Annotated in this window: 19 protein-coding genes; 17 read left to right on the top strand and 2 right to left on the bottom strand. The window is 39.3% G+C overall.

Going from position 1 to position 23,678, the window contains the following annotated elements; translation table 11 throughout:
- Nucleotides 1-98 precede the first annotated feature (98 nt).
- The 10 genes from rpoE (at nucleotide 99) to pdxJ (ending at nucleotide 8,807) form a co-directional block, all read left to right on the top strand.
- Nucleotides 99-680 carry an RNA polymerase sigma factor RpoE gene (gene rpoE, locus GQR54_RS09005; RefSeq protein WP_002958721.1) on the top strand — a complete coding sequence of 194 codons (582 nt, stop codon included), beginning with the start codon at nucleotides 99-101 and terminating at the stop codon, nucleotides 678-680.
- Between the two features lies 1 nt (nucleotide 681).
- Nucleotides 682-1,299 carry an RseA family anti-sigma factor gene (locus tag GQR54_RS09000; protein ID WP_007581717.1) on the top strand — a complete coding sequence of 206 codons (618 nt, stop codon included), beginning with the start codon at nucleotides 682-684 and terminating at the stop codon, nucleotides 1,297-1,299.
- A gap of 4 nt (nucleotides 1,300-1,303) precedes the next feature.
- Nucleotides 1,304-2,254, top strand: coding sequence for a MucB/RseB C-terminal domain-containing protein (locus GQR54_RS08995; protein ID WP_007581719.1), 951 nt, complete (start codon nucleotides 1,304-1,306; stop codon nucleotides 2,252-2,254).
- Between the two features lie 19 nt (nucleotides 2,255-2,273).
- Nucleotides 2,274-2,723, top strand: a complete 450-nt coding sequence (locus GQR54_RS08990) for a SoxR reducing system RseC family protein (RefSeq protein WP_166377269.1) — start codon at nucleotides 2,274-2,276, stop codon at nucleotides 2,721-2,723.
- 275 nt (nucleotides 2,724-2,998) lie between these two features.
- Nucleotides 2,999-4,786 (top strand): translation elongation factor 4, encoded by a 1,788-nt coding sequence (gene lepA, locus GQR54_RS08985; protein ID WP_007581724.1) that lies wholly within the window; start codon nucleotides 2,999-3,001, stop codon nucleotides 4,784-4,786.
- Between the two features lie 16 nt (nucleotides 4,787-4,802).
- Nucleotides 4,803-5,738, top strand: a complete 936-nt coding sequence (lepB, locus tag GQR54_RS08980) for a signal peptidase I (RefSeq protein WP_166377267.1) — start codon at nucleotides 4,803-4,805, stop codon at nucleotides 5,736-5,738.
- Between the two features lie 2 nt (nucleotides 5,739-5,740).
- Nucleotides 5,741-6,418 carry a ribonuclease III gene (gene rnc, locus GQR54_RS08975; RefSeq protein ID WP_024598752.1) on the top strand — a complete coding sequence of 226 codons (678 nt, stop codon included), beginning with the start codon at nucleotides 5,741-5,743 and terminating at the stop codon, nucleotides 6,416-6,418.
- Nucleotides 6,408-7,340 carry a GTPase Era gene (gene era, locus GQR54_RS08970; protein ID WP_007581730.1) on the top strand — a complete coding sequence of 311 codons (933 nt, stop codon included), beginning with the start codon at nucleotides 6,408-6,410 and terminating at the stop codon, nucleotides 7,338-7,340. Before rnc ends, era begins: the two co-directional genes overlap by 11 nt.
- A 20-nt stretch (nucleotides 7,341-7,360) precedes the next feature.
- Entirely contained in the window at nucleotides 7,361-8,053 is a 693-nt protein-coding gene (gene recO, locus GQR54_RS08965) for a DNA repair protein RecO (RefSeq protein ID WP_007581733.1), read from the top strand.
- A gap of 22 nt (nucleotides 8,054-8,075) precedes the next feature.
- Complete coding sequence (pdxJ, locus tag GQR54_RS08960; RefSeq protein ID WP_010553212.1) at nucleotides 8,076-8,807, top strand: pyridoxine 5'-phosphate synthase; 732 nt, start codon at nucleotides 8,076-8,078, stop codon at nucleotides 8,805-8,807.
- Between the two features lie 81 nt (nucleotides 8,808-8,888).
- On the opposite strand, the gene barA is transcribed toward pdxJ, so the two are convergent.
- Complete coding sequence (gene barA, locus GQR54_RS08955) at nucleotides 8,889-11,663, bottom strand: two-component sensor histidine kinase BarA (protein ID WP_166377265.1); 2,775 nt, start codon at nucleotides 11,661-11,663, stop codon at nucleotides 8,889-8,891.
- 109 nt (nucleotides 11,664-11,772) lie between these two features.
- Here barA and rlmD point away from each other — a divergent pair, with 109 nt between their 5' ends.
- The 5 genes from rlmD to eno all read left to right on the top strand — a co-directional run bounded on the left by rlmD (nucleotide 11,773) and on the right by eno (nucleotide 19,271).
- A complete protein-coding gene (rlmD, locus tag GQR54_RS08950; RefSeq protein WP_166377263.1) occupies nucleotides 11,773-13,098 on the top strand; it encodes a 23S rRNA (uracil(1939)-C(5))-methyltransferase RlmD in 1,326 nt (441 codons plus the stop codon).
- Nucleotides 13,099-13,106: 8 nt separating this feature from the next.
- Entirely contained in the window at nucleotides 13,107-15,263 is a 2,157-nt protein-coding gene (relA, locus tag GQR54_RS08945; protein WP_166377262.1) for a GTP diphosphokinase, read from the top strand.
- A gap of 2 nt (nucleotides 15,264-15,265) precedes the next feature.
- Nucleotides 15,266-16,063 (top strand): nucleoside triphosphate pyrophosphohydrolase, encoded by a 798-nt coding sequence (mazG, locus tag GQR54_RS08940; protein ID WP_166377261.1) that lies wholly within the window; start codon nucleotides 15,266-15,268, stop codon nucleotides 16,061-16,063.
- Between the two features lie 162 nt (nucleotides 16,064-16,225).
- Nucleotides 16,226-17,860 carry a CTP synthase gene (locus GQR54_RS08935; protein ID WP_010553216.1) on the top strand — a complete coding sequence of 545 codons (1,635 nt, stop codon included), beginning with the start codon at nucleotides 16,226-16,228 and terminating at the stop codon, nucleotides 17,858-17,860.
- A 112-nt stretch (nucleotides 17,861-17,972) separates the two neighbouring features.
- The gene (gene eno, locus GQR54_RS08930; RefSeq protein WP_166377260.1) at nucleotides 17,973-19,271 is read left to right on the top strand and encodes a phosphopyruvate hydratase; all 1,299 of its coding nucleotides are present in this window, start codon (nucleotides 17,973-17,975) and stop codon (nucleotides 19,269-19,271) included.
- Nucleotides 19,272-19,459: 188 nt separating this feature from the next.
- Here eno and mutH read toward each other — a convergent pair whose 3' ends face one another.
- Nucleotides 19,460-20,131: a DNA mismatch repair endonuclease MutH gene (mutH, locus tag GQR54_RS08925; RefSeq protein WP_024589993.1), complete on the bottom strand. Its 672-nt coding sequence runs from the start codon at nucleotides 20,129-20,131 to the stop codon at nucleotides 19,460-19,462.
- 684 nt (nucleotides 20,132-20,815) lie between these two features.
- Between mutH and rppH the strand changes: the two genes are divergently transcribed.
- Entirely contained in the window at nucleotides 20,816-21,334 is a 519-nt protein-coding gene (gene rppH, locus GQR54_RS08920; RefSeq protein WP_002958704.1) for an RNA pyrophosphohydrolase, read from the top strand.
- A 30-nt stretch (nucleotides 21,335-21,364) separates the two neighbouring features.
- Nucleotides 21,365-23,629, top strand: a complete 2,265-nt coding sequence (gene ptsP, locus GQR54_RS08915; protein WP_076923556.1) for a phosphoenolpyruvate--protein phosphotransferase — start codon at nucleotides 21,365-21,367, stop codon at nucleotides 23,627-23,629.
- Nucleotides 23,630-23,678 lie beyond the last annotated feature (49 nt).

The raw sequence follows: 23,678 nt of genomic DNA, 5'->3' as shown, positions 1-23,678 counted from the left end.
AAGCAGAACTTTTTATTCATAAAGAGGTCAGAGTATTTGTGAACAATGACGACAATATGAATAACAAGCAAAAATCAGACATAGGAGTACCGGCTCGAATGAGCGAGCAGGAATTAGATTTAGTGCTAGTAAAAAGGGTCCAGCAAGGAGATAAAAACGCCTTCAACCTATTAGTAAAGAAGTATCAAAACAAAATTGCAGGTTTGATCTCACGTTATGTATCAAACCAAGGCGATATTGCTGATGTAGCACAAGAGGCTTTTATTAAAGCTTACCGTGCACTTCCAAACTTTAGAGGTGACAGCGCCTTTTACACGTGGTTATACCGTATTGCCGTTAATTGTGCTAAAAATTACTTAGTAGCCCAGGGGCGTAAGCCGCCAGCAAATGATATAGACGCTGAAGATGCCGAGTTTTATGATTGTGCAGATTCAATGCGATCTAATGCATCTCCTGAAAACCTACTTTTAAGCGAAGAAGTACGCGCTGTTATTTTTAATACGATTGATAGTTTGCCTGAAGATCTTAAAACCGCAATCACCCTTAGAGAAATCGAAGGGATGAGCTATGAAGAAATAGCAGTGGTAATGGATTGCCCGGTCGGGACTGTGCGTTCGCGTATATTTCGTGCCCGTGAAGCAATAGATAACAAATTAAACCCATTAATAGGCGAGTCTTAGTATGACAAAAGCACACCTTAACAAGTTAGATAACGAAGCGTTATCGGCATTACTTGATGGCGAGCAACATCTGACTGATGCAAAAATTGCAGAGCAAGATGTAACTACGTTTGGCCGTTATGCGTTAATTGGTGATGCGATGCGTGCTCAAAAAAATAATAACGACATACATATTGATATTAGCGATCGCGTTGCATTAGCACTTGAAAGCGAGCCTGTTTATGCTGACTTTAGTCAGTCAAAAACACAGCCTCAAGCAATCACTGAGACGGTACAAGATAATAAAGTAGTGGCTTTTAATTGGCGCAAACCCGTTGCTCAACTAGCAATTGCAGCCAGTGTGGCAATGTTTGCTATTGTGGGAGTTAATACGCTTCCTCAAAGTAACAACGAGCAACAAAGCGAAATTCCATTACTACAAACCACACCGCTGACAGGTATGGCATCGCCAGTAAGTTACTCATCTGAGCCTGCGCTTGAAAATGCAGAGCAAGGTTTACGTGAATTACAGCAACAACGCATTGGTGCATTAGTTCTTGAGCATCAACGCCAAGCACGAGTTGCGAATTCTTTAGAAACAGCGCAAACTAATACCAAAGCGTCTGAGGAAAAAAACTAATTAAATGAAAGTAATCACTTTTGTTCTGTCGTTGGTAGTAAGCTTTAATGCATTTGCCAACGACACAAATCCTGCCAAAGATTTATTACTAAAAATGGCTAATGCCGTTCACACCCGTAATTTTGACGCTTCGTTTGTGGTTGTCAAAGGTAAAACAATGGAACCCTACCGATGGGTGCATGCTTTACAAGGTGATACAGAACTTGAGCATTTAAGTTTACTTAACGGTGCTGGGCTTGAAATGGTCCGTATTGACAACCAAGTTACTTATTTTGAACCTCAGTCAGAACCATACTCCCTAAAAACAGATTCAATAGCGGGTCCAATCCCTGAAGTACTTTTTAAAGATATAGATCGCTTAAGCGCGCACTATGATTTTGTACTAGGCGGTAAAGGTCGTATTGCAGGGCGTGCTGCACAACTAGTTCGCATAGAATCTAAAGACGAGTATAAATATAATTATTGGATTTGGCTGGATATGGAGTCGTCGTTATTACTAAAAGCCGCGTACGTTAACCATGAAGGTGAGGCCTTAGAGCAGTTACAGCTTACTCACATTAGTGTGACAGAGCAGCCAGCAGGTATGTTACTTGAAGTGCTCAATCGAAACTTTCCAACGCCTTTACCAAACGATGCACTTATAAACGAAGACAGTACAGCTACTAACTGGCAAATTAGTTGGTTACCGGATGGCTTTGAATTACTAAAATCAGACAGACATAAGCTCGATTTAAATAACGAATTAACAGACTATTACTTGTTCTCTGATGGTTTTGTTGAAATTTCGGTATTTATTCAGCGTCCATTGCCGGGTAAGCGTTTAAGTGGTGCACTAACCTCTGGTGCAACGACAGTATATGTGCATAATGGCGGTAATTTTGATGTATCGGTTGTTGGTAATGTACCGAGTATGACCGCAAAAGCGATTGCTGAGTCAGTTACCCGCGCATTATAAACGATTCGTAAGGATTGTTATGATTGAACAAACCCTCACTGTTGTGGCCCTCGATGGCCACATTGCTCATTTAGAAGCACAACAAAAACAAGCTTGTGAAGGCTGCAATGGTCGTTGCGGCTCACAAGTGTTTGGTAAGCTGTTTGGCACTGCAAAAAAAACCTTCCCTTATAAATTTGAATCCTCTGTTGAAGTAGGACAAAAGGTAACCTTGTCACTTGATGATAGTCACGTCGTTAAGCATGCATTTGCGGTATACATACTGCCACTGCTTTTAAGTCTGGTTTTTGCACTGATTGCAGCGCAATTATTTATGGCTTGTGAAGGTTGGCAAATTTTAGCTGCAGCTTTAGGTGGTGTTACTGGTTTCTTTATAGCTAAAACTCGCGTGAAATCGCTAAAGCACGATATAAAAGTTATAAAAATTCACCCAATTAGTATCCCTTTAACTCAAATAGATGGTGATTGACGCCAATTAAATGTAAAATTGCCGTTTTATACCAAAGTAACTTGGAAATACAGGGAATAGTGGTTTTTTAAATTATTTTATCTAGCTGAATTATATAAGTTAAATAAATTTAACTTATTGTTATTCAATAAATAAAATGGTTTTAATCAATATTAAAAAGCATTGGTGATGTTTGTAATTTACAAACTGAGCTTATGGCATCCTACAGCAAGTATTTTCAAGTCACTTAGGTATTCATATTTAGTCCATTAAAATAGAAGTATAGAATCCAGTTTATGAAGCATATCCGTAATTTTTCGATCATCGCCCATATTGACCATGGTAAATCGACCCTTTCAGATCGTTTGATCCAAGTTTGTGGCGGTTTAACCGACCGTGAAATGCAAAAACAAGTTTTGGATTCAATGGATATTGAGCGCGAACGTGGTATTACCATTAAAGCGCAAAGTGTAACGTTGAATTACAAAGCGAACGATGGCGAAACTTATCAACTTAATTTCATTGATACTCCAGGACACGTTGATTTTACGTATGAAGTATCGCGTTCTTTAGCTGCATGTGAAGGTGCACTACTCGTTGTTGATGCAGGCCAAGGCGTTGAAGCACAAACATTAGCTAACTGTTACACTGCTATTGAAATGGAATTAGAAGTAATTCCAGTACTTAACAAAATCGATTTACCGCAAGCGGATCCTTTGCGCGTTGCAGAAGAAATTGAAGAAATTATTGGTATTGATGCCCTTGATGCAGTGCAATGTAGCGCTAAAACGGGTGTAGGTATTGCCGAAGTTCTTGAAATGATTGTTAGAGATGTTCCGCCGCCAGTAGGCGATACAGATGGACCTCTACAAGCACTTATTATCGATTCTTGGTTTGACCCATACCAAGGCGTTGTATCACTAGTGCGTATTAAGCACGGTGAATTACGTACTGGCGATAAAATAAAAATAATGTCGAACGAGCATATACATACTGCCGACCAAGTGGGTGTATTTACGCCTAAGCAAACTAACACCGGTATTTTAAGAACCGGTGAAGTAGGGTTTGTTATTGCTGGCATCAAAGAGATACATGGTGCTCCAGTAGGCGATACTATAACTCATCAAAAAAATGCGGCTCCACTTCGTTTACCTGGTTTTCAAAAAATTAAGCCTCAGGTTTATGCAGGCATGTTCCCAATTGCATCAGATGAGTATGAATCATTCCGTGATGCGCTTAATAAACTAAGCTTAAACGATGCGTCGTTATTCTTTGAACCAGAGAATTCAACTGCATTAGGTTTTGGTTTCCGCTGTGGCTTTTTAGGTATGCTACACATGGAAATCATTCAAGAGCGTTTAGAGCGTGAATACGATATTGATTTAATTACAACGGCACCTACGGTAATCTATGAGATAGTTACTAAAGAAGGTACATTCCAGATTGATAACCCGTCTGACTTACCTGCAGTAAACGATATTTTAGAAATTCGTGAGCCGATTGTTGAAGCTAATATTTTGGTACCACAAGAATACTTAGGTAATGTTATTACTTTGTGTATTGAAAAACGCGGTAGCCAAACAAAAATGACCTATCACGGAAAGCAAGTAGCTGTTACGTATGAGCTACCTATGGCTGAAGTGGTAATGGACTTTTTTGATAAATTAAAATCAACAAGCCGTGGTTTTGCATCGCTTGATTATAACTTTAAACACTTCCAAACATCAGATATGGTGCGTGTTGATATTTTAATCAATAGTGAGCGTGTTGACGCACTTGCGATTATTGTTCACCGCGATGGTGCACAGTCTCGTGGTCGTCAATTAGCTGATGCATTAAAAGAGCTTATTCCTCGTCAAATGTTTGATATTGCGATTCAAGCAGCTATTGGGCAACACGTTATTGCACGTACTACGGTAAAACAGTTACGTAAAAACGTAATTGCTAAGTGTTACGGTGGCGATGTGAGTCGTAAGAAAAAGCTACTTAAAAAGCAAAAAGATGGTAAAAAACGTATGAAGCAAGTAGGTAATGTTGAAGTGCCTCAAGAAGCGTTTTTAGCTATTTTAAAAGTTGGTAAATAAAAACAAAGGATTATAAATGGCTGGTTATTTTTCAGTTTTATTGGTGCTATTAACCTTAGGCTCAGGCTTAATATGGTTAATAGATCACTTAATGTATGCACCTAAAAGACAGGAGCGCTTAGCGATAGCGCAAACGTCTGCTGGAGCTCCGTTAGATGAAGAAACTGCGGCATTAATTGCACCAGAGCCAGTAATAACGGAAACCGCAAAGTCGATTTTCCCGATGATTGCAGCAATTACTATTTTTAGATCATTTATTTTTGAACCGTTTCAAATTCCATCTGGTTCAATGATGCCTACACTGTTAGTGGGTGACTTTATTTTAGTACAAAAGTATTCATATGGAATAAAAGACCCAGTTTGGCGTACTCAGTTAGTTGACGTAGGTGAGCCAGAGCGTGGTGATATTGTTGTTTTTAAATACCCTTTAGATGAAAGTGTTGACTATATTAAACGTACGATTGGTTTACCAGGCGATAAAATTGTTTATCGTGATAAACGTTTATATATTCAGCCAAACTGTAAAGAAGGCGAAACCCAACAGGGTGAGCTTTTATGTAATGAATTCAATAAAATTGATTTTAAACTAATTAATGATAACGAATTTAAACAAGGCCCAATGCCTCTAGCTCGTGTTAATGAAAATTTAACAACAGTTACGCATGATATATTAATCAACCCACAAGCGCCTGAAAGAAAAGGGCGTTACTATCAGCAACCGGGCACGCCTTCTGATGAATGGACTGTTCCTGCTGAACATTATTTTATGATGGGTGATAACCGCGACAACAGCCAAGATGGTCGCTTTTGGGGCTTTGTACCAAAAGAAAACTTGGTGGGTAAAGCTGTCTTTATATGGATGAGTTTTGAATTTGAGAATGGCCCTGATGATATTTTACCAGGATGGGTTCCAACTGGTGTTCGCTTTGAACGCCTAGGTAATATTCAGTAACGATGAAAAAAAATGTAACAGAATTATATAAAAAAATTGGCTATGAATTCGCTGATCAAGGTTTACTTGAACAAGCAATGACGCACCGCAGCCACAAAGGTCAACATAATGAGCGACTAGAATTTTTAGGCGACTCGATTTTAAGCTTTGTGATTGCCAATGCACTTTATGCCAAATTTCCTAAAGCGCGTGAAGGCGATTTAAGCCGCATGCGTTCAACACTTGTGCGTGGTCAAACACTTGCCGAGTTTGGTCTTGAATTTGGTTTAGGCGATTATTTACGCTTAGGGCCGGGCGAGCTTAAAAGTGGCGGTTTTCGTCGCGAGTCAACGCTTGCTGATGCAGTAGAAGCTATTATAGGCGCTGCATTTTTAGATTCAGGTATCGACAGTTGTGGCGATCTTATATTGGCGTGGTACCAATCACGCTTGGATGCTATTTCACCAGGGCTTAACCAGAAAGATCCTAAAACCCTGCTGCAAGAGTATTTGCAAGCCCGTAAATTATCGTTACCGGGCTACACAGTAGTTGATACTAAAGGCCAAGCACACAATCAAACATTCACGGTTGAATGTATTGTTGATGGAATGGATAGCATAATTTCTGTTGGTAGTTCGCGCCGTAAGGCCGAACAAAAAGCTGCCGAAAAAGCATTGAAGATACTTAAAAATGAACCTTGATACCTTAATACAGCCTCATGAACGTGATGTAGATACATTTTGTGGAATGGTGGCGATTGTCGGTCGACCAAACGTAGGTAAATCGACTTTGCTTAATGAGATTATTGAGCAAAAAGTGAGTATTACCTCACGTAAACCACAAACTACACGTCATCGTATTATGGGTATTCATACTGTAGATAAACACCAAGCAGTATACATAGATACACCGGGTCTACACGTTGAAGAAAAGCGTGCTATTAACCGTTTAATGAATCGAGCAGCGTCTAGTTCTATCGGCGATGTAGAGCTTATTATTTTTGTCGTTGAAGGCACTCATTGGAATGCAGATGACGATATGGTACTTAATAAAGTATCGCAAAGTGGTAAGCCTGTATTATTAGTTATTAATAAAATTGACCAAGTTAAAGACCGTGATCTTGTATTGCCTCATATGAAGTGGTTAAGTGACAAGTTTGATTTTGTTGGAATTATGCCAGTATCAGCAACGCAAGGTAAAAACGTTGATTTAATCAAAGCAGAAGTAACTAAACGCTTACCTCCTTGCGAATTTTACTTTCCTGAAGATTATGTAACTGACCGTTCGATGCGCTTTATGGCAGCTGAAGTTATCCGTGAAAAGCTAATGCGTTTTATGGGTGAAGAACTACCGTATTCTGTGACTGTTGAAATTGAGCAGTTTAAATGGCAAGACAACGGTATTTGGCACATCAATGGGTTAATTCTTGTTGAGCGCGAAACACAAAAACGCATGGTTATTGGTAATAAAGGCGAAAAGCTAAAAACCATTGGCCGTGAAGCTCGTAAAGACATAGAAGAAATGCTTGATAACAAAGTATTTTTAGAGCTTTGGGTTAAAGTTAAGTCGGGTTGGGCTGATGATGAACGTGCACTAAGAAGCTTAGGTTACAGTGAAGACTAAACCAAGCAGTAGCTTAGTGAATGGATAGCGACTTCTACACCGCGTATTTATTACATAGGCGTCCGTATAGTGACTCCCAGGTAATGTTAGATATGCTTGTAGAAGGCGTTGGTCAGTTAAGAATGCTGGCCCGAATTAGTGGTCGCCAGGCCACTAAACATAAAGCACAACTTCAGCCGTTCCAGGCACTCCTTGTTAATTACAGTGGCAAGTACGATTTAAAATATATCAATAAGTTTGAACTGCATGGTAACCCGCACTTTTTAAAAGGTGATGAGCTTTATTGTGGTTTTTATTTGAACGAACTGACTAACCGCATCGTTCCTGTTAATGAGCCAATTGAACAAGTATTTGAGCTATATAAATCCCACCTAGGAAACCTAAACAGCGGAGCCAATTTACAAGAAGTGCTTCGCTCGTACGAATTTCAATTATTGGAATTACTCGGTTATGGCGTGGATTTTAGTTTTGATGCCAGTGGTGAACCAATAGATGAAAAGCAGACGTATAGTTATTTCCCCGAACTTGGTTTTTTAGTACAAGAAGATACGCGTTCTGGATTTAGTGGCAAACAACTCAACGCCATAGCAAATCATGACTTTAGCCAAAGTGATGTGCTATATATGGCAAAGCAATTAAGTCGCTATTTATTAAAACCCTTATTAGGTAGTAAACCATTAAAAAGCCGTGAGCTATTTATGGCCTCTCAATAAACGTAATTTTACAGGTAAGAAAATGAAAGATATTCTTTTGGGTGTAAACGTAGATCATATTGCAACACTTCGTCAAGCGCGTGGAACAAGTTACCCAGATCCAGCCCATGCAGCCAGTGTAGCAGAGCATGCAGGCGCAGACGGTATTACGATTCACTTACGTGAAGACAGACGCCATATTCAAGATCGCGACGTTTATGTGATGGCTAAAACTATCCAAACTCGCATGAATCTTGAAACCGCTGTTACCGATGAAATGATACAGATAGCGCTTGAAGTAAAACCCGAGTACGTGTGTTTAGTACCTGAAAAGCGCGAAGAGTTAACCACCGAGGGCGGCTTAGATGTAGCGGGTAATATAGATAAAATTAAAGCCGCAACAAAAACGCTTACCGACGTGGGTATTAAAGTATCGCTATTTATTGATGCAGATAAAGCACAATTAGATGCAGCTAAAGAATGTGGTGCTCCTTATGTAGAAATACACACAGGCGCATATGCTGATGCAACAAATGATACTGATTTACACAAAGAGTTAGAGCATATTCGTGAAGGTGTTAAATACGCAGCAAGCTTAGGTTTGATTGTTAACGCTGGCCATGGTCTTCATTACCATAACGTTAAACCCATTGCCGCAATGCCTGAGATTTATGAGTTAAATATTGGCCACGCTATTATTGCTCGTGCAGCGATAGATGGACTCGATAAAGCCGTACGCGATATGAAACGATTAATGATTGAAGCAAGAATGTAATACGAATCTACATAAGTATTTAAAAAGCTTAATAAAAAAACGCGGTAAATGCCGCGTTTTTTTGTATCTAAAATTCAAAGCTTATCTTTGTAGCTCAGTTACGCTTGCATCAGCAAGTAAGTTTTCAAGCTCGTCCTGTAACTCAAATAATTCAGGTTCAATATTCTCTAACAAGCATTTATTTTTAAGTGATGTTTCAATTGTTTCTGCGAGTGATTTAAGTTTAGGTACACCAGTGTAGCAACATGCGCCATGAAACTTGTGGACAATACTTAAGACTTGCTGACAATCATTGCTCTCTATCGCTTTTGCAAGCAATGTAAGAGTTTCAGGGACGCTTAGAAGTAGCATATTAAGCATCTCTAGCGCTAACTCGCTCTTTCCGCCAGCACGCTGCAGGGCTTGCGCCCAATCAATTCGACTACTTTGAAATGGTGCAGGACTTTGTGGTGTATCTGTTTTAGCTTTATCGCGATTAACCGGGTTCTGTGGACTATGATCGCTAATAATTTGTTTAAGCATATCTTCATCAATAGGCTTAGTTAAATAGCCTTTAAAGCCATCTTTTAGTAGTTGCTCTTTTTCGCTTTGAAGGGCGTGTGCCGTTACAGCTATAATTGGTGTATCTTCATTAAGTGATGATTCTTGTATAAGCTTGCATGCGGTTATACCGTCCATAATTGGCATCTGAATATCCATAAAAATTATGTCGTATTTATGACTTTTACTTAAGCTGTATGCTTGTGAACCATTATGTGCCGTTTCTATTACTTCAATCTGTTCACTTAATAAAGTATGGAGAAGTTTTAAGTTGGCATCGTTATCATCAACAACCAATACTTTTAACGGTAGCAAAGCTTGATCGTTTTGTTCAATATTATGAGTAGGGTGGTCAAGCCTATAAGGTGCGGCAAGTACTTCACATAATTTACGGTGATTAAGTGGTTTACTTAAACACGCATCAGCACCGCTGCCTATAAAGGCTTCTCGCATATTGTGCGATACAGTATTTAGCATTAAATATAAGTAATCAGTAGATTCACGCACGGCTTTTACATAGCTTTTTAGTTGCTGCATATCATCAACTGATGCCATATGGCCAATTAAGCAAACATCATATTTATGTTCAGTATTTTTTATAGCGTCTAAAAAGCTAGTCTCGTTAAAACATGCCGTCACGCTTGATTCCCACTGAGTCAATAACGAAAGTACAGCGTGATGTGTATGCTCGTGTGGCTCTAAATATAAAATACGTTTACCAATGAGCGATTTCGTAGGTAAGTCGTTAGTAAATACATGATTGGGCAAACTAAACACACTATTGAATGTAAAACAGGTACCGTTACCTGGTGCAGAGTTTAATGTTATGCGGCCATTCATCGCTTCAACAATATGCTTGGTAATAATGAGGCCAAGACCTGTACCACCAAACTTACGTGTAATGCTTGAGTCTGCTTGCCCAAATGGAGTAAATAAAGAGTCTTGCTTATCCATAGGTATACCCACGCCAGTATCTGTTACTGACACAAGTAAAGAAGTACGTTCGTCATCGAGTAACCGATGGCTTATGTCGACCTTAATGGAGCCTTTTTCAGTAAATTTAATCGCATTACTTAATAGGTTTATCAGCACTTGTTTAAAGCGAGTGGGATCGCCCGTTAAGTCATCTGGTACTTGTTGGTTAATGTAAATGGATAGCTCTAATTGCTTATCGTGTGCGCTAGGAGCGAGTAGCGTCATCACTTCATTTACAGCATCACGAAGTTGAAACTGAATCGACTCAAGTTCCATTGCACCCGCTTCTAGTTTGGAGAAATCTAGAATGTCGCTAATAATAGTCATTAAACTATTTGCTGATAGCATAATAGTGTCGAGATAATCTTTTTGATGCTTGTTTAGTGGTGTTTTATAAAGCTGGCGTGTAAATCCAATAACACCATTTAACGGAGTACGAAGTTCGTGACTCATTTTAGCTAAAAAGTCTGATTTTACGCGGTTAGCATCTTGAGCTTCTTTTTTTGCAAATGAGAGCTCTATATTTGAAGTTTCGTATTGCTCTAGTGTTTCGCGGTAGTCGCTAGTTGCTTGGTCAATATTTTTTTGCATTTCATCTTTTTGCATCACCATAGTGTGAGCAATGGTATTTAAGCCTTCTCGCAATAGCTCAAATTCACCTATCATGTTGTCGTTAAGGCCAGTACTTCTTTTACCTTCGACTAACTTGTCGGTTGCAAGTACTAACTTATTAAGCGGCGTCATAAACATGCGGCTTAACCTTAAAGCTAAAATTGCTGCAAACACCAATGATAAAATAATTACAATACCGCTAATTAATAAAGCACGTTGCTGCCCTATAACCGCTTGGTCTTTGTTTAGCTGAATAATAACGGTGCCCAGAGATGACTGAAAAGCCGATGGATCCCATTTAGAGTCGTGACTTGTATGGTTAATAATGGGGGTGAAGAATGTAACAAGCTCATCTGACTTTTGCACATGGGTCGTTTTTAAATTTATGAGCGTTTTTTGATTAATTAACTTTTCAAATGAGCGGTGATAATTACTCGTCATTAATAGCGCGTTATTTTTATCAAAAATTGCAATCGACTTAATTGTAGGGGAGTGTTTGTTATGTGTGTAGCTTATAAGGCGATTCAATAGCTGTTTGTTTTTTTCGAGCATGGGTTGCTCAAGCGCAATAGCAAGGGGCTCAGAAATAGTAGTACCTTGCTGATATAAAATTTCATCAAGCTCAATGTAACGATTTATTGTAAAATAGCCACCAAGTAGTAATCCTATGATCACCGTTGGGATCAGGGTCAGTGTTAAAACAGAATCGCGTAAGCCTAATTTGGTCATAATGGGAGCGTTTTATCGTTATTAGTATGATTTGAGTATATACGGTTCAACACGCATTCTAAAGCATCTAAATATAGGTGCTTCATAAATAAACTGAAGGTAATGCCTAATGGCGCAAATTTTTAAAGCGAAAAAAAAACCGCTTAAGCAACAAACATTAGAATTAAATATAGCGGGAATGGATCATCAAGGGCGTGGCATTGCGAAGCATAATAATAAAGTATGTTTTGTAAGCGGTGCATTACCAAATGAAACAGTTAAAGCAATGCTCGTCGAAGATAAAGCTAAATACAGCAGTGCAAAAGTAATTAAAGTTATTAAAGCGAGTGAATCAAGAGTAGACGCTTTTTGTGAGCACTATAATCAGTGTGGTGGCTGCCAATTACAGCATTTAGAAGTAAGCCAACAAGTTGTAGAAAAACAAACTGCAGTTACTCAGTTATTTAGTAAGTTTGCTAAATTAAACAGCTTAAACTGGCAAGCTCCATTATTAAGTAAGTCTGTGCATTACAGGCGCAGCGCCCGAATAGCCGTTATGTTTGATAAAGCGGCTAAAAAAATGCGTGTGGGTTATAGAGCAAGTGGTTCAAAAAATATTGTGAGTATTAATAAATGTGCAGTACTTGATGAAGTATTTTCGGATGTTTTTACACTTTTTGATGGTTTAATTAATCAACACAAAGCGCTGCACAGTATAAGCCATTTACAGTTATGCCAAAGTGATGAGAAAAACTTTGTTGTTATTCGTCACACTAAAGCAATTAACGATGATACAAAGGCTTTGGTTGAGCACATAACAAAAAGCCAACAGTTTGAAGTTGTATGGCAAAGCGAGAGCGATGTAATTGAGCATTCACACTTAGCCATGCCGTTTTATTATCTTAAAGAGTTTGATCTAAAATTTGAATTTGGTTTAGGTAATTTTATTCAGGTAAATGCGCAAGTTAACGAAGCTATGTTAAAGCAAGCCGCAAATTGGCTTGATTTAAAAGGTGATGAAAATTTATTGGATTTATTTTGTGGCATTGGTAATTTCTCATTAGTGCTGGCAAAACAAGCAAAATCTGTAATTGGCGTAGAAGGTGTAACTTCAGCGGTTGCAATGGCTGCTCAAAATGCGCAAACTAACTCTATTACCAATGCGCAGTTTCATTGCTTTGATTTAACGCAAAGCATACAGAGCGCCCCATGGTTTAGTAAAAACTTAGATGTACTTGTACTCGATCCATCTAGGACTGGTGCAATGGCTGTATTAGAGCAATTACCTTTAAAGCAGTTTAAAACTATTTTATATGTCTCTTGTGACCCTGTTACTTTAGCCCGTGACAGCGCAATTATTTCACAAGCTGGCTTTGATCTTAATAAAATTGGGCTAATGAATATGTTCCCTCATACAGGGCATATTGAAACTATGGCGTTATTTCAACGGAGGTAGAACGCATTATGGTAGCTACACGACAATCACATCAGCAAGATGAGACAACAGATTTTAGCACTCGGCTTTCATTTCTTGCCTTGTCTGAAGAAAAAACAGAGCTACTTACTAAAGCGCAAGCGCTCTGCGTAAAATGTGATAATGAAAGCAGGCAAACTACTGCAATCGAAATGGTTGAAATTTTAGCTGAGCTAAATCTCGACCCCGAATCGTTAGCTACTGCGTATTTAACCCCGTATTTTTTAAACGATTTAATATCACTTGAAACCATAGAAGAGCAGCTTGGTAGTAACATAGCCATGCTGTTAACTGGGGTTGCACAAATGGCCACTATTAGTACTTTATCTCATCAAGGTAAAGGTACTATGCAAGTTGATAATATTCGAAAAATGTTATTAACCATGGTCGAAGACGTGCGCGCCGTGGTCATTAAGCTTGCCGAGCAGGTATGTCATCTACGTAATGTAAAAAATGCGGATGAAGAAGACCGCGTTATTGCCGCTAAAGAAACTGCTGATATTTTTGCACCACTGGCAAACAGATTAGGAATAGGGCAATTAAAATGGGAACTGGAAGATTTATCGTTTAGATATTTGCACCCAGGTACCTATAAAAGCATAGCCAAACAACTTGACGACAAACGCCTTACGCGCGAAGCCTATATGGAAGATATGGTTGAACAAGTAAAAACCCGTTTAAGTGAAGCGGGCATTGAAGCCCAAGTTTATGGCCGCCCTAAGCACATTTACAGCATTTATAAAAAAATGCAGCAAAAAAACTACGAGTTTGATCAGCTTTTTGATATTCGTGCAATGCGTATCGTCGTTGAACGCCTGCAAGATTGTTATGGCGCGCTGGGCATTGTGCACACCAATTGGCGTCATCTTAATAAAGAGTTTGACGACTATGTAGCAACCCCAAAACAAAATGGCTATCAGTCAATTCATACCGTGGTATTTGGGCCTGAAGGTAAAACAGTAGAAATACAAATTCGTACTAGCGACATGCATCAAGATGCTGAGTTGGGTGTGGCTGCACACTGGATGTACAAAGAAGGTGCATTACCAGGGCGCGGCTCGGGTTATGAGCAAAAAATTAGCTGGCTACGTAAGTTACTCCAATGGCAAGAAGAAGTAGTTGATGGTGGCGATTTAGCAGAAGAGCTTAAAAACCAAGTAGTAGAAGACCGCGTATACATATTTACCCCAAGCGGCGATATTATTGATTTACCCCTTGGCGCTACACCGCTTGATTTTGCTTACTACATTCACTCAAATGTGGGGCATCGTTGTATTGGTGCAAAAATATTTGGCAAAATAGTGCCGTTTACGCATCAACTTACAACGGGGGATCAGGTAGAAATACTAACCCAAAAACAACCAAATCCAAGTCGTGATTGGTTAAACCCGTCATTAGGGTATATCAAGTCATCGCGCGCTAGAGCCAAAATTCATCACTGGTTTAAACAGCTAGACCGCGACAAAAATTTAAGTGCGGGGAAAGAAATTCTCGACAGCGAACTACAAAAGCTCAATTTAACATACAAAGATTTAGAGCCAGCAATCAAGCGTTTTAATTTTAAAGAGCTTGATGACTTAATGGTTGCAATTGGTGCGGGCGATGTACGCCTCAATCAAATGCTTAACTTTGTAAGTGATCGGACAGAAGATGAGCCAGTTATTCGTATTAAAGCACCTAGCAAAGTAACCGGTGATAAAAACGGCATAGTGGTTGATGGCGTTGGTAGCTTAATGAGCCATGTAGCCAAATGCTGTCGCCCTGTACCTGGCGATGAAATAATAGGTTATATAACGCAAGGTCGAGGAATAGGTGTTCATAAGGAAGACTGTGATTCGTTTAATAACTTAAAAAATCAGCATCCAGAGCGTGTTATTTCGGTAAGTTGGTCTGAAGATATCAACGGCTCGTACGCACTAAGTATTAAAATAGAAGCAACCGATCGTTCAGGGCTAATACGCGATATAAGCTCAGTACTTGCTAACGAAAAAGTAAATGTTTTAAACATGAACGTAAATACGGTTGAAGATAATCAGTTAGCTATATTTACGATGCAAATAGAAGTACATGACTTATCGGGTACTAACCGTGTTCTTTCTAAGTTACACCAAATTGAAGGTGTACACGATGCCAAGCGTGGTCATTAATCATGAATGATAATGCAGCGCTTACACAACTTCTTAGCATAATGAAAACACTGCGAGATCCCAAGGGCGGTTGCCCGTGGGATCTCAAACAAGATTTTAAATCTATTGTGCCGCATACACTAGAAGAAGCATACGAAGTTACCGACTGTATTGAGTCAGGCAACTTAGATGAGCTTAAAGGTGAATTGGGTGATTTGTTATTTCAAATTATTTTTTATGCGCAGCTTGCACAAGAGCAAAATCTATTTGATTTTAATGATGTAGTAGAGCAATTAAACGATAAGCTTACCCGTCGTCATCCGCATGTATTTGGCGATAAAAAAGAGCTAACAGATAAGCAGCTATCGCAGCAGTGGCAAACAATCAAAGCACAAGAACGCAGTGCTAGAGCGCAAACAGAATCACCTTCTTTTTGGCAAGATATTCCTGCCAATATGCCAAGTTTAAGTAAAGCTAAAAAAATTCAACAACGCGTGGCTTCCCTTGGTTTTGATTGGCCAACGTATCATGGTGCACTTGATAAAGTGAGCGAAGAAGTGCTTGAAGTAAAAGAAGCGATTGAGCAAGACCCGTCATCTGATCATACAGCGGAAGAACTCGGCGACTTACTTTTTGCCACTGTTAATGTTGTACGCCATGTTAAACGAGATCCTGAGCAACTGCTTCGTAGCGCAAATGACAAGTTTTCAGCGCGTTTTGAGAAGGTACACGCTTATTTGCACGCGCAAGGCAAAAGCTTAGATACAGCCACCTTTGAAGAAATGGACAGCGCATGGGATGCGATTAAAAAAGTAAAATAGGCTTAATGTTAAATAGTGCACATTTTTTGTGCGCGCATTAGCTAATTTTAGCTGGATTGATAAGCAGTGTTTTGGTACAATTTCGCCCCGTCTTGATGATATACCCTTAGGCTCTTCTTTGGGTGTTATATTCCTTTTAATTCCTGATATTCTAGGGTTCGCATGAGTACAAAATTTATCTTCGTTACTGGCGGAGTTGTTTCTTCGTTGGGTAAAGGTATTGCCGCAGCTTCACTGGCCGCTATTTTAGAAGCCCGTGGTTTAAATGTTACCATTTTAAAGCTGGATCCTTACATCAACGTTGACCCAGGCACAATGAGCCCAATTCAACACGGTGAAGTTTACGTTACAGAAGACGGCGCAGAAACTGACCTTGATTTAGGTCACTACGAGCGTTTTATTCGTACCAAAATGACTAGTCGTAATAACTTCACACAAGGCCGTGTATATGAAGACGTATTACGTCGTGAGCGCCGTGGTGAATACCTAGGCGCTACTATTCAGGTTATTCCACATATCACTAACGATATTAAGCAACGTGTATACGACGGTGCTGAAGGTTATGATATTGCTATTGTAGAAATTGGCGGCACTGTAGGTGATATAGAATCACAACCGTTTATTGAAGCAATTCGTCAGATGGGAACTGAAATTGGCCGCGAACGCGCGCTATTTATTCACTTAACGTTAGTGCCATTTTTAGGCCCTGCAGGTGAAGTTAAAACAAAACCAACTCAGCACTCTGTTAAAGAGTTACGCTCAGTAGGTATTCAGCCAGATATTCTTATTTGTCGTTCAGACCGTAAACTACCTAATAATGAGCGTGCAAAAATCTCATTATTCACAAACGTAGAAGAAAAAGCGGTTATTTCACTACCAGATGTAGACAGCATTTATAAAATTCCTGCGTTATTAAAAACGCAAGAATTAGATAACTTCGTATGTCGTCGTTTTCACTTAGATCCACCTGAAGCTGATTTAGCTGAGTGGGAACAGGTGCTTTACCAAGAGTCTAACCCAACGGGTGAAGTGACAATTGGTATGGTTGGTAAATACACTGAATTACCAGATGCGTACAAATCGGTTAACGAAGCATTAAAGCATGCGGGCCTTAAAAACCGTTTAACAATTAATATTCAATACGTAGATTCACAAGATTTAGAAAACAAAGGTGTTGAATTACTTTCACACTTAGATGCTATTTTAGTACCAGGTGGATTTGGCGGACGTGGTGTTGAGGGTAAAATCTTAGCGGCTAAATACGCACGTGAAAATAAAGTACCATACCTAGGTATTTGTTTAGGTATGCAAGTAGCATTAATTGAATATGCACGTAATGTTGCAGGTTTAACGGATGCAAACTCTACAGAGTTTAATGCAAATTCAGAAGCACCAGTAGTTGGCTTAATTACTGAATGGCTAGATGCTGAAGGTAATGTTGAAACACGTAGCGAAAAATCTGATTTAGGTGGCACTATGCGTTTAGGCGCACAAAAATGTCATTTAACGCCAGGTTCTAAAGTACGCGAAGTATATGGCAGCGACGAAATTGTTGAACGTCATCGTCATCGCTACGAAGTAAATAATAACTTTGTAGAAATACTTGAAAAAGCAGGCTTAAGCTTTACTGGTTTATCAGAAGATAAAAAACTGGTAGAAATTATCGAAAATAAAGATCACCCATGGTTTATTGCCGCGCAGTTCCACCCGGAATTCACGTCAACTCCTCGTGATGGTCATCCGTTGTTTGAAGGGTTTGTAGCAGCCGCGCATATCCACCAAAAAGCGAATTCGTAATTTTAAAAGCCGTGCATATTGCACGGCTTTTTTGTTTTAAGGGCTGACTAAGCTATATAAAACGTAGTAAAGTTAGCTGAACTCACCATTTTGGGAATATAGAGGAATCAAGATGTCAGAAATCGTAAAAGTAATCGGTCGCGAAATTATGGACTCGCGTGGTAACCCAACTGTTGAAGCAGACGTACATTTAGCAGATGGCTCTTGGGGTCGTGCAGCAGCACCTTCAGGCGCATCTACCGGTACTCGTGAAGCATTAGAGTTACGCGACGGTGATAAATCACGTTACTTAGGTAAAGGTGTATTAAAAGCAGTTGGTTATATCAATAACGAAATTGCTGATGCTTTAAAAGGCCAAAGTGCATTAGATCAAAGCGCTGTAGATAAAGTGATGCTAGATTTAGACGGTACCGAAAATAAAGAAAAATTAGGTGCAAACGCAATCTTAGCTGTATCACTAGCAACTGCGAAAGCAGCTGCACAGTCTAAAAAAGTTGAGCTTTATGAACATATCGCTGACTTAAACGGCACGCCAGGTGTTTACTCTATGCCACTTCCAATGATGAACATCATCAATGGTGGTGAACATGCAGATAACTCTGTAGATATTCAAGAATTCATGATCCAACCTGTTGGCGCTAAAAACTTCCGCGAAGGCCTACGTATGGGTGCTGAAGTATTCCATAGCCTTGCTAAAGTACTTAAAGCTGATGGTCATTCAACCGCGGTTGGCGATGAAGGTGGTTTTGCACCAAACCTTGCATCTAACGAAGCGGCTCTTGCTGCAATTAAAGTAGCTGTTGCAAACGCAGGTTACGAGCTAGGTAAAGATATTACTTTAGCGATGGATTGTGCTGCATCTGAGTTCTACGACAAAGAAGCAAATATCTACGACCTTAAGGGTGAAGGCAAAAAATTCACTTCTGAAGAATTTAACTTCTTCTTACAAGATCTTACTACTCGCTACCCAATCGTTTCTATTGAAGATGGTCTTGATGAGTCTGATTGGGATGGTTTTGCACATCAAACTAAATTAATGGGTGATAAAATCCAATTAGTAGGTGATGATTTATTTGTAACAAATACTAAGATTTTAAAACGTGGTATCGACAACGGTATTGCTAACTCAATCTTAATTAAGTTTAACCAAATCGGTTCTTTAACTGAAACTTTAGCTGCAATAAAAATGGCTAAAGATGCTGGTTTTACTGTTGTTATTTCTCACCGTTCGGGTGAAACTGAAGATTCAACAATTGCTGATTTAGCGGTTGGTACTGCTGCAGGTCAAATTAAAACAGGTTCATTGAGCCGTTCTGACCGTGTTGCAAAGTACAACCAATTGCTACGTATTGAAGAGCAATTAGGTGATAAAGCACCGTACAACGGTCTTAAAGAAGTTAAAGGTCAGTAATTCTATTTTATATAGAATCTAATTTTTAATTTTAGATGATAAAATCCTCGCATAAGCGGGGATTTTTTATGCCTGATACTTTTTCAAAGAGATGAGAATAAGTTGTAGCGTTAAGCTTGCTGGCGCGCACGCAGTGCGAAAAGAGGGTACTCACAAAATGGCTCAACAATTAATATTTTATAACACAGTTAAAGCTGAAACTGCTGCTTTAAAATATCACCTGTAAAACTGGTTTTTAAGTAAAAGCCACGGGGTAGGGTTTTAATTATTTGCCCATTTGGACCAATAGCATCAGTCACTATTTTACTATGAGCAGCTTTAGGGCGTATTTGCATCGCATCGCCTAAATGGCCTGATATTTCGTCGACTCTACCTAGCGCAATTAGCTCCATTTGCTCTTCCCAGTCGCGCTGTAATAAAGCGTCCTGTTCAGGTGAGGGTTGCCACAAAAAGCCGCTGCCGATGGTTCTATCAAACGGGGCAATATCACGTTCGCTTAAAATTGGCAGCCATAAAACATGATTTAGTTTTTTACGTACAGAGCTGGTATGCCAAGTCATTCCTGTAACGTTCATTAAAGGTGTAACCGATACAAACGTAGTTTCAAGTGGCCTACCTTTATAGGAAATAGGGAGTGTTTTTAGCTCAATTCCTAAATCTTCAAAATCCGGAAGTGGTTTTGAGCCCGCAGTAGCACCTAGTACGTATTCAATTAACTGACCAGTCCAACCTTTTTCGCGCAGTAAATCATCTGGCGTTTTAAAATTATACTTGTTAGCAAGCTGCCCTAGAGTTAATCCGGCAATATTATTAACGCGTTGCATTAAATCGTTAATTGAGTGTGGTTTTGTAGGTCGCATGTCATGCCAATTTTATTAAAATATGAATATTATAGAGGTTTAATAACTCACTAACTACGTTGAAATTACTTATGCGGAGAAACTGCATATGATAGTTTTTTGTTATTGAGCTACTTTTTATTGCGATTATAAATGTCAATTCAACGTAATCAGTATTCTTAATTTCGGTTGTATAAATATCATAGCCATGATAGCAAATAGGCTAAGCCGTGGATATCTCTAAAGTTGTGTGTTTTTTGCTCGCTTGTTGTTTGGGTTAATTTTGAGCATATTGAAATTAAGCTGCTTTACTTTAAGTTACTGACTCAGTTGGTTTTTTTAATGTTGTACATTCAGTTTTGATTAAGCAATTTAAAAGTTGTAAGGATAAATACAACTATATGAACATGTTTATCCACAGAATCTGTGGAGAAGCCAAGTTTTTAGATCTAATATTGTGGATTTGTTTGCAAAATGAGCGTGTTTTACAAAAGTTATGCACAAACTGTGAGTAACTAGAGGAAAACAAGAACCGCAATAGCCTTATTAAGTTATTTTCCAAATATTTACCCACTCTCCATTAATTTATCAATGTACTAAAAGCCCAAACTTAGCTTACTAATCGGGTTGGGTATAATAGTATTTGCCGTATTGCGGCTAATGTGGAACAATCATTAAAAATCGACTTACAAATGAGGCACTAAGGTGATTGATGCCGAAGGTTTTCGTGCCAATGTCGGAATTGTGATTTGCAATAATCAGGGACAGGTTTTTTGGGCCAGACGTTATGGTCAACACTCTTGGCAATTTCCCCAAGGTGGTGTTGATGATGGCGAAACTGCAGAACAAACCATGTACCGTGAATTACACGAAGAAGTAGGGTTGCGACCAGAAGATGTAGAAATAGTCGCAAGCTCAAAACATTGGTTACGCTATAAATTACCCAAACGATTAATCCGCCGAGACTCTAGTCCGGTGTGTATTGGGCAAAAACAAAAATGGTTTTTACTAAAATTACGCTGTAAAGACGAAGATGTAAATTTACTTAAAACCCATCATCCAGAGTTTGATGATTGGCGCTGGGTAAGTTATTGGTATCCTGTAAGACAGGTTGTATCGTTTAAACGGGATGTTTATCGACGTGTAATGAAAGAGTTTGCTCCTTTCGCCATGCCTTTTAATAAGAGAGAACAACATAAAGATCATTGGCGAAGTAAAAGGTAGTTAATTCAGAATAAAATAAAGGAGCAGGACATGCTGGCTACACTGAGATCTATTGCGGAGTCTGTATCGCGACAAGCGAATTTAGACAGCGCATTAGTGTGCTTTGTGCAAATGGTTAAAGATGCCATGAAAACCCAGTGCTGCTCCATTTATTTTGCAGATTACAGCCAGGACAATTTTGTACTTATGGCAACCGAAGGGCTAAACCCCGATGCGGTAGGTAAGTTTAGAATTGGTTTTACCGAAGGTTTAGTTGGCCTAGTAGCGCAACGCGAAGAACCTATTAATATTGCATTTGCTAAATCGCATCCTCGTTTTAAGCTCTCCCCCGAGGTAAATGAAGAAGGCTACAACGCTTTTTTATCTGTACCCGTTGTTCATCAAAAAAAAGTACTGGGCGTTATTGTTGTCCAACAAAAAATGGCACGTGTATTTAGCCAAGACGAAGAGTCGTTTTTAATAACGCTTTCTGCTCAACTTGCTTCACAGTTAGCGCATGCTGAAATTAAAGAAATACTACGCCAAGATGAGTCATCTCATCAAACGTCTGTTTTAAAAGGTGTATCGAGTGCGCCAGGAATAGGTATAGGACAAGCATTTGTTGTATTACCAAAACTTGATTTTAAATCTATTGAGCTTTTAAAAGACAGTGACGTCACTGAGCAGCGCCGTTTGTTTACTCAAGCTGTAGCTGCAACGCGAAAAGAATTTAATACCCTATCGATGACGCTAAGCGATTCTATTCCGCACGAAGCTCTTGCGGTATTTGATGTGTACCAACAACTGCTTGATGCTAAAAGTTTAGGGCATAATGTTGAAATGCAATTACAAGAAGGCTGGTGTGCTAAAAGCGCCCTAAAAATTGTAATAGAGCGTTTAATATCTCAATTTAATGCCATGCAAGACCCTTATATAAAAGAGCGTGCTGTTGACGTTAAAGACATTGGTCTTCGCGTATTACACCACCTTGTAAATACCGAGCACGCTGTTAAAAATTATCCGCCCAACACTATTTTAATTGCTAATACCTTAACGCCCGCCATGCTTGCTGAGGTGCCAAAAGGTCACTTAACAGGCGTTGTAAGCGTAAATGGCTCTGCAAATAGCCATGCTTCTATATTAACGCGTGCGATGGGGATCCCTGCCATTTGGGGTATAGAGGATTTACCTCTACTGCAGTTTAATGGCAAACCGATGATTTTAGATGCATTTGCTGGGCGTTTATATATATCGCCTTCACAAATGCTGATGGACGAATACACAGAGTTACAGCATCAAGATAACCTACTAAATAACCGCTTTTTAGCTGAGCAAGACTCAGAATCAATTACGCTTGACGGTGAACATGTTAGCTTATTATTAAACGCAGGCCTTGAGCTTAATACTGAGCAAAGTAGCGCGCATATTTGTGACGGTGTGGGGCTTTATCGAACCGAAGCGTGGTTTATGCAAAAGGGTCAGTTTCCTTCGCAATCAGAGCAAGAAAATTGGTACCGAGAAGTACTAACTAGCTATCATCCTAATCCTGTGGTTATGCGTACATTGGATATTGGGGGCGATAAGGTACTTGATTACTTTAATATTACCGAAGAAAACCCATTTTTAGGTTGGCGTGGTATTCGTATTAGCCTTGATCATCCAGAGTTATTTTTAGATCAACTAAAAGCGATGCTTAAAGCAAATATTGGTTTGGGTAATTTAAAAATAATGCTCCCTATGATCAGTGGCACTGAAGAAGTTGATGAGTCACTTGCGTTATTTGAACAGGCTTATTTTGAGTTAAGTGAAAAATACCCAGAGCAAACCATAGAAAGACCCGACATAGGAATAATGCTGGAAGTACCTTCAAGTGTATTTATGCTTCCAGAGTGGTCAAAAAAAGTCGATTTTTGCTCAGTAGGCAGTAACGATTTAACACAGTATTTATTAGCAGTAGATAGGGCTAACGCACGTGTAGCCGAACTTTTTAACCCTTATCACCCAGGTGTACTAAGAGTACTAAATAAAGTGGCGCACGAATGTGAGCAATATGAACTGCCATTTAGTTTGTGTGGTGAACTAGGCGGCGATCCTGAAGGGGCTATTTTACTTATTGCCATGGGTTACAGGCGCCTTAGTATGAACTTATCATCGCTTAATAAAGTGAAGTGGGTACTTAGGCGTTTAAATGTCAGTGACATGGAACAACTACTAAGTGAATGTTTAGCGCAATCCACTGCCAAACAAGTACTACGTTTAACGCGAAGCTTTATGCTAGAGCATAAATTAGGTGATTTGTTTTACACCCCAAAATAAGCTTGTACACCTAATTAATTGCAATACACAGATGCTATTAGTTTTATAA

The organism is Pseudoalteromonas sp. Z9A4, assembly GCF_011378845.1.
In the GTDB taxonomy this organism is placed as follows: domain Bacteria; phylum Pseudomonadota; class Gammaproteobacteria; order Enterobacterales; family Alteromonadaceae; genus Pseudoalteromonas; species Pseudoalteromonas arctica.
Note: the sequence above shows the minus strand (reverse complement) of the source record. Positions and strands in the feature narration are given on the sequence as shown.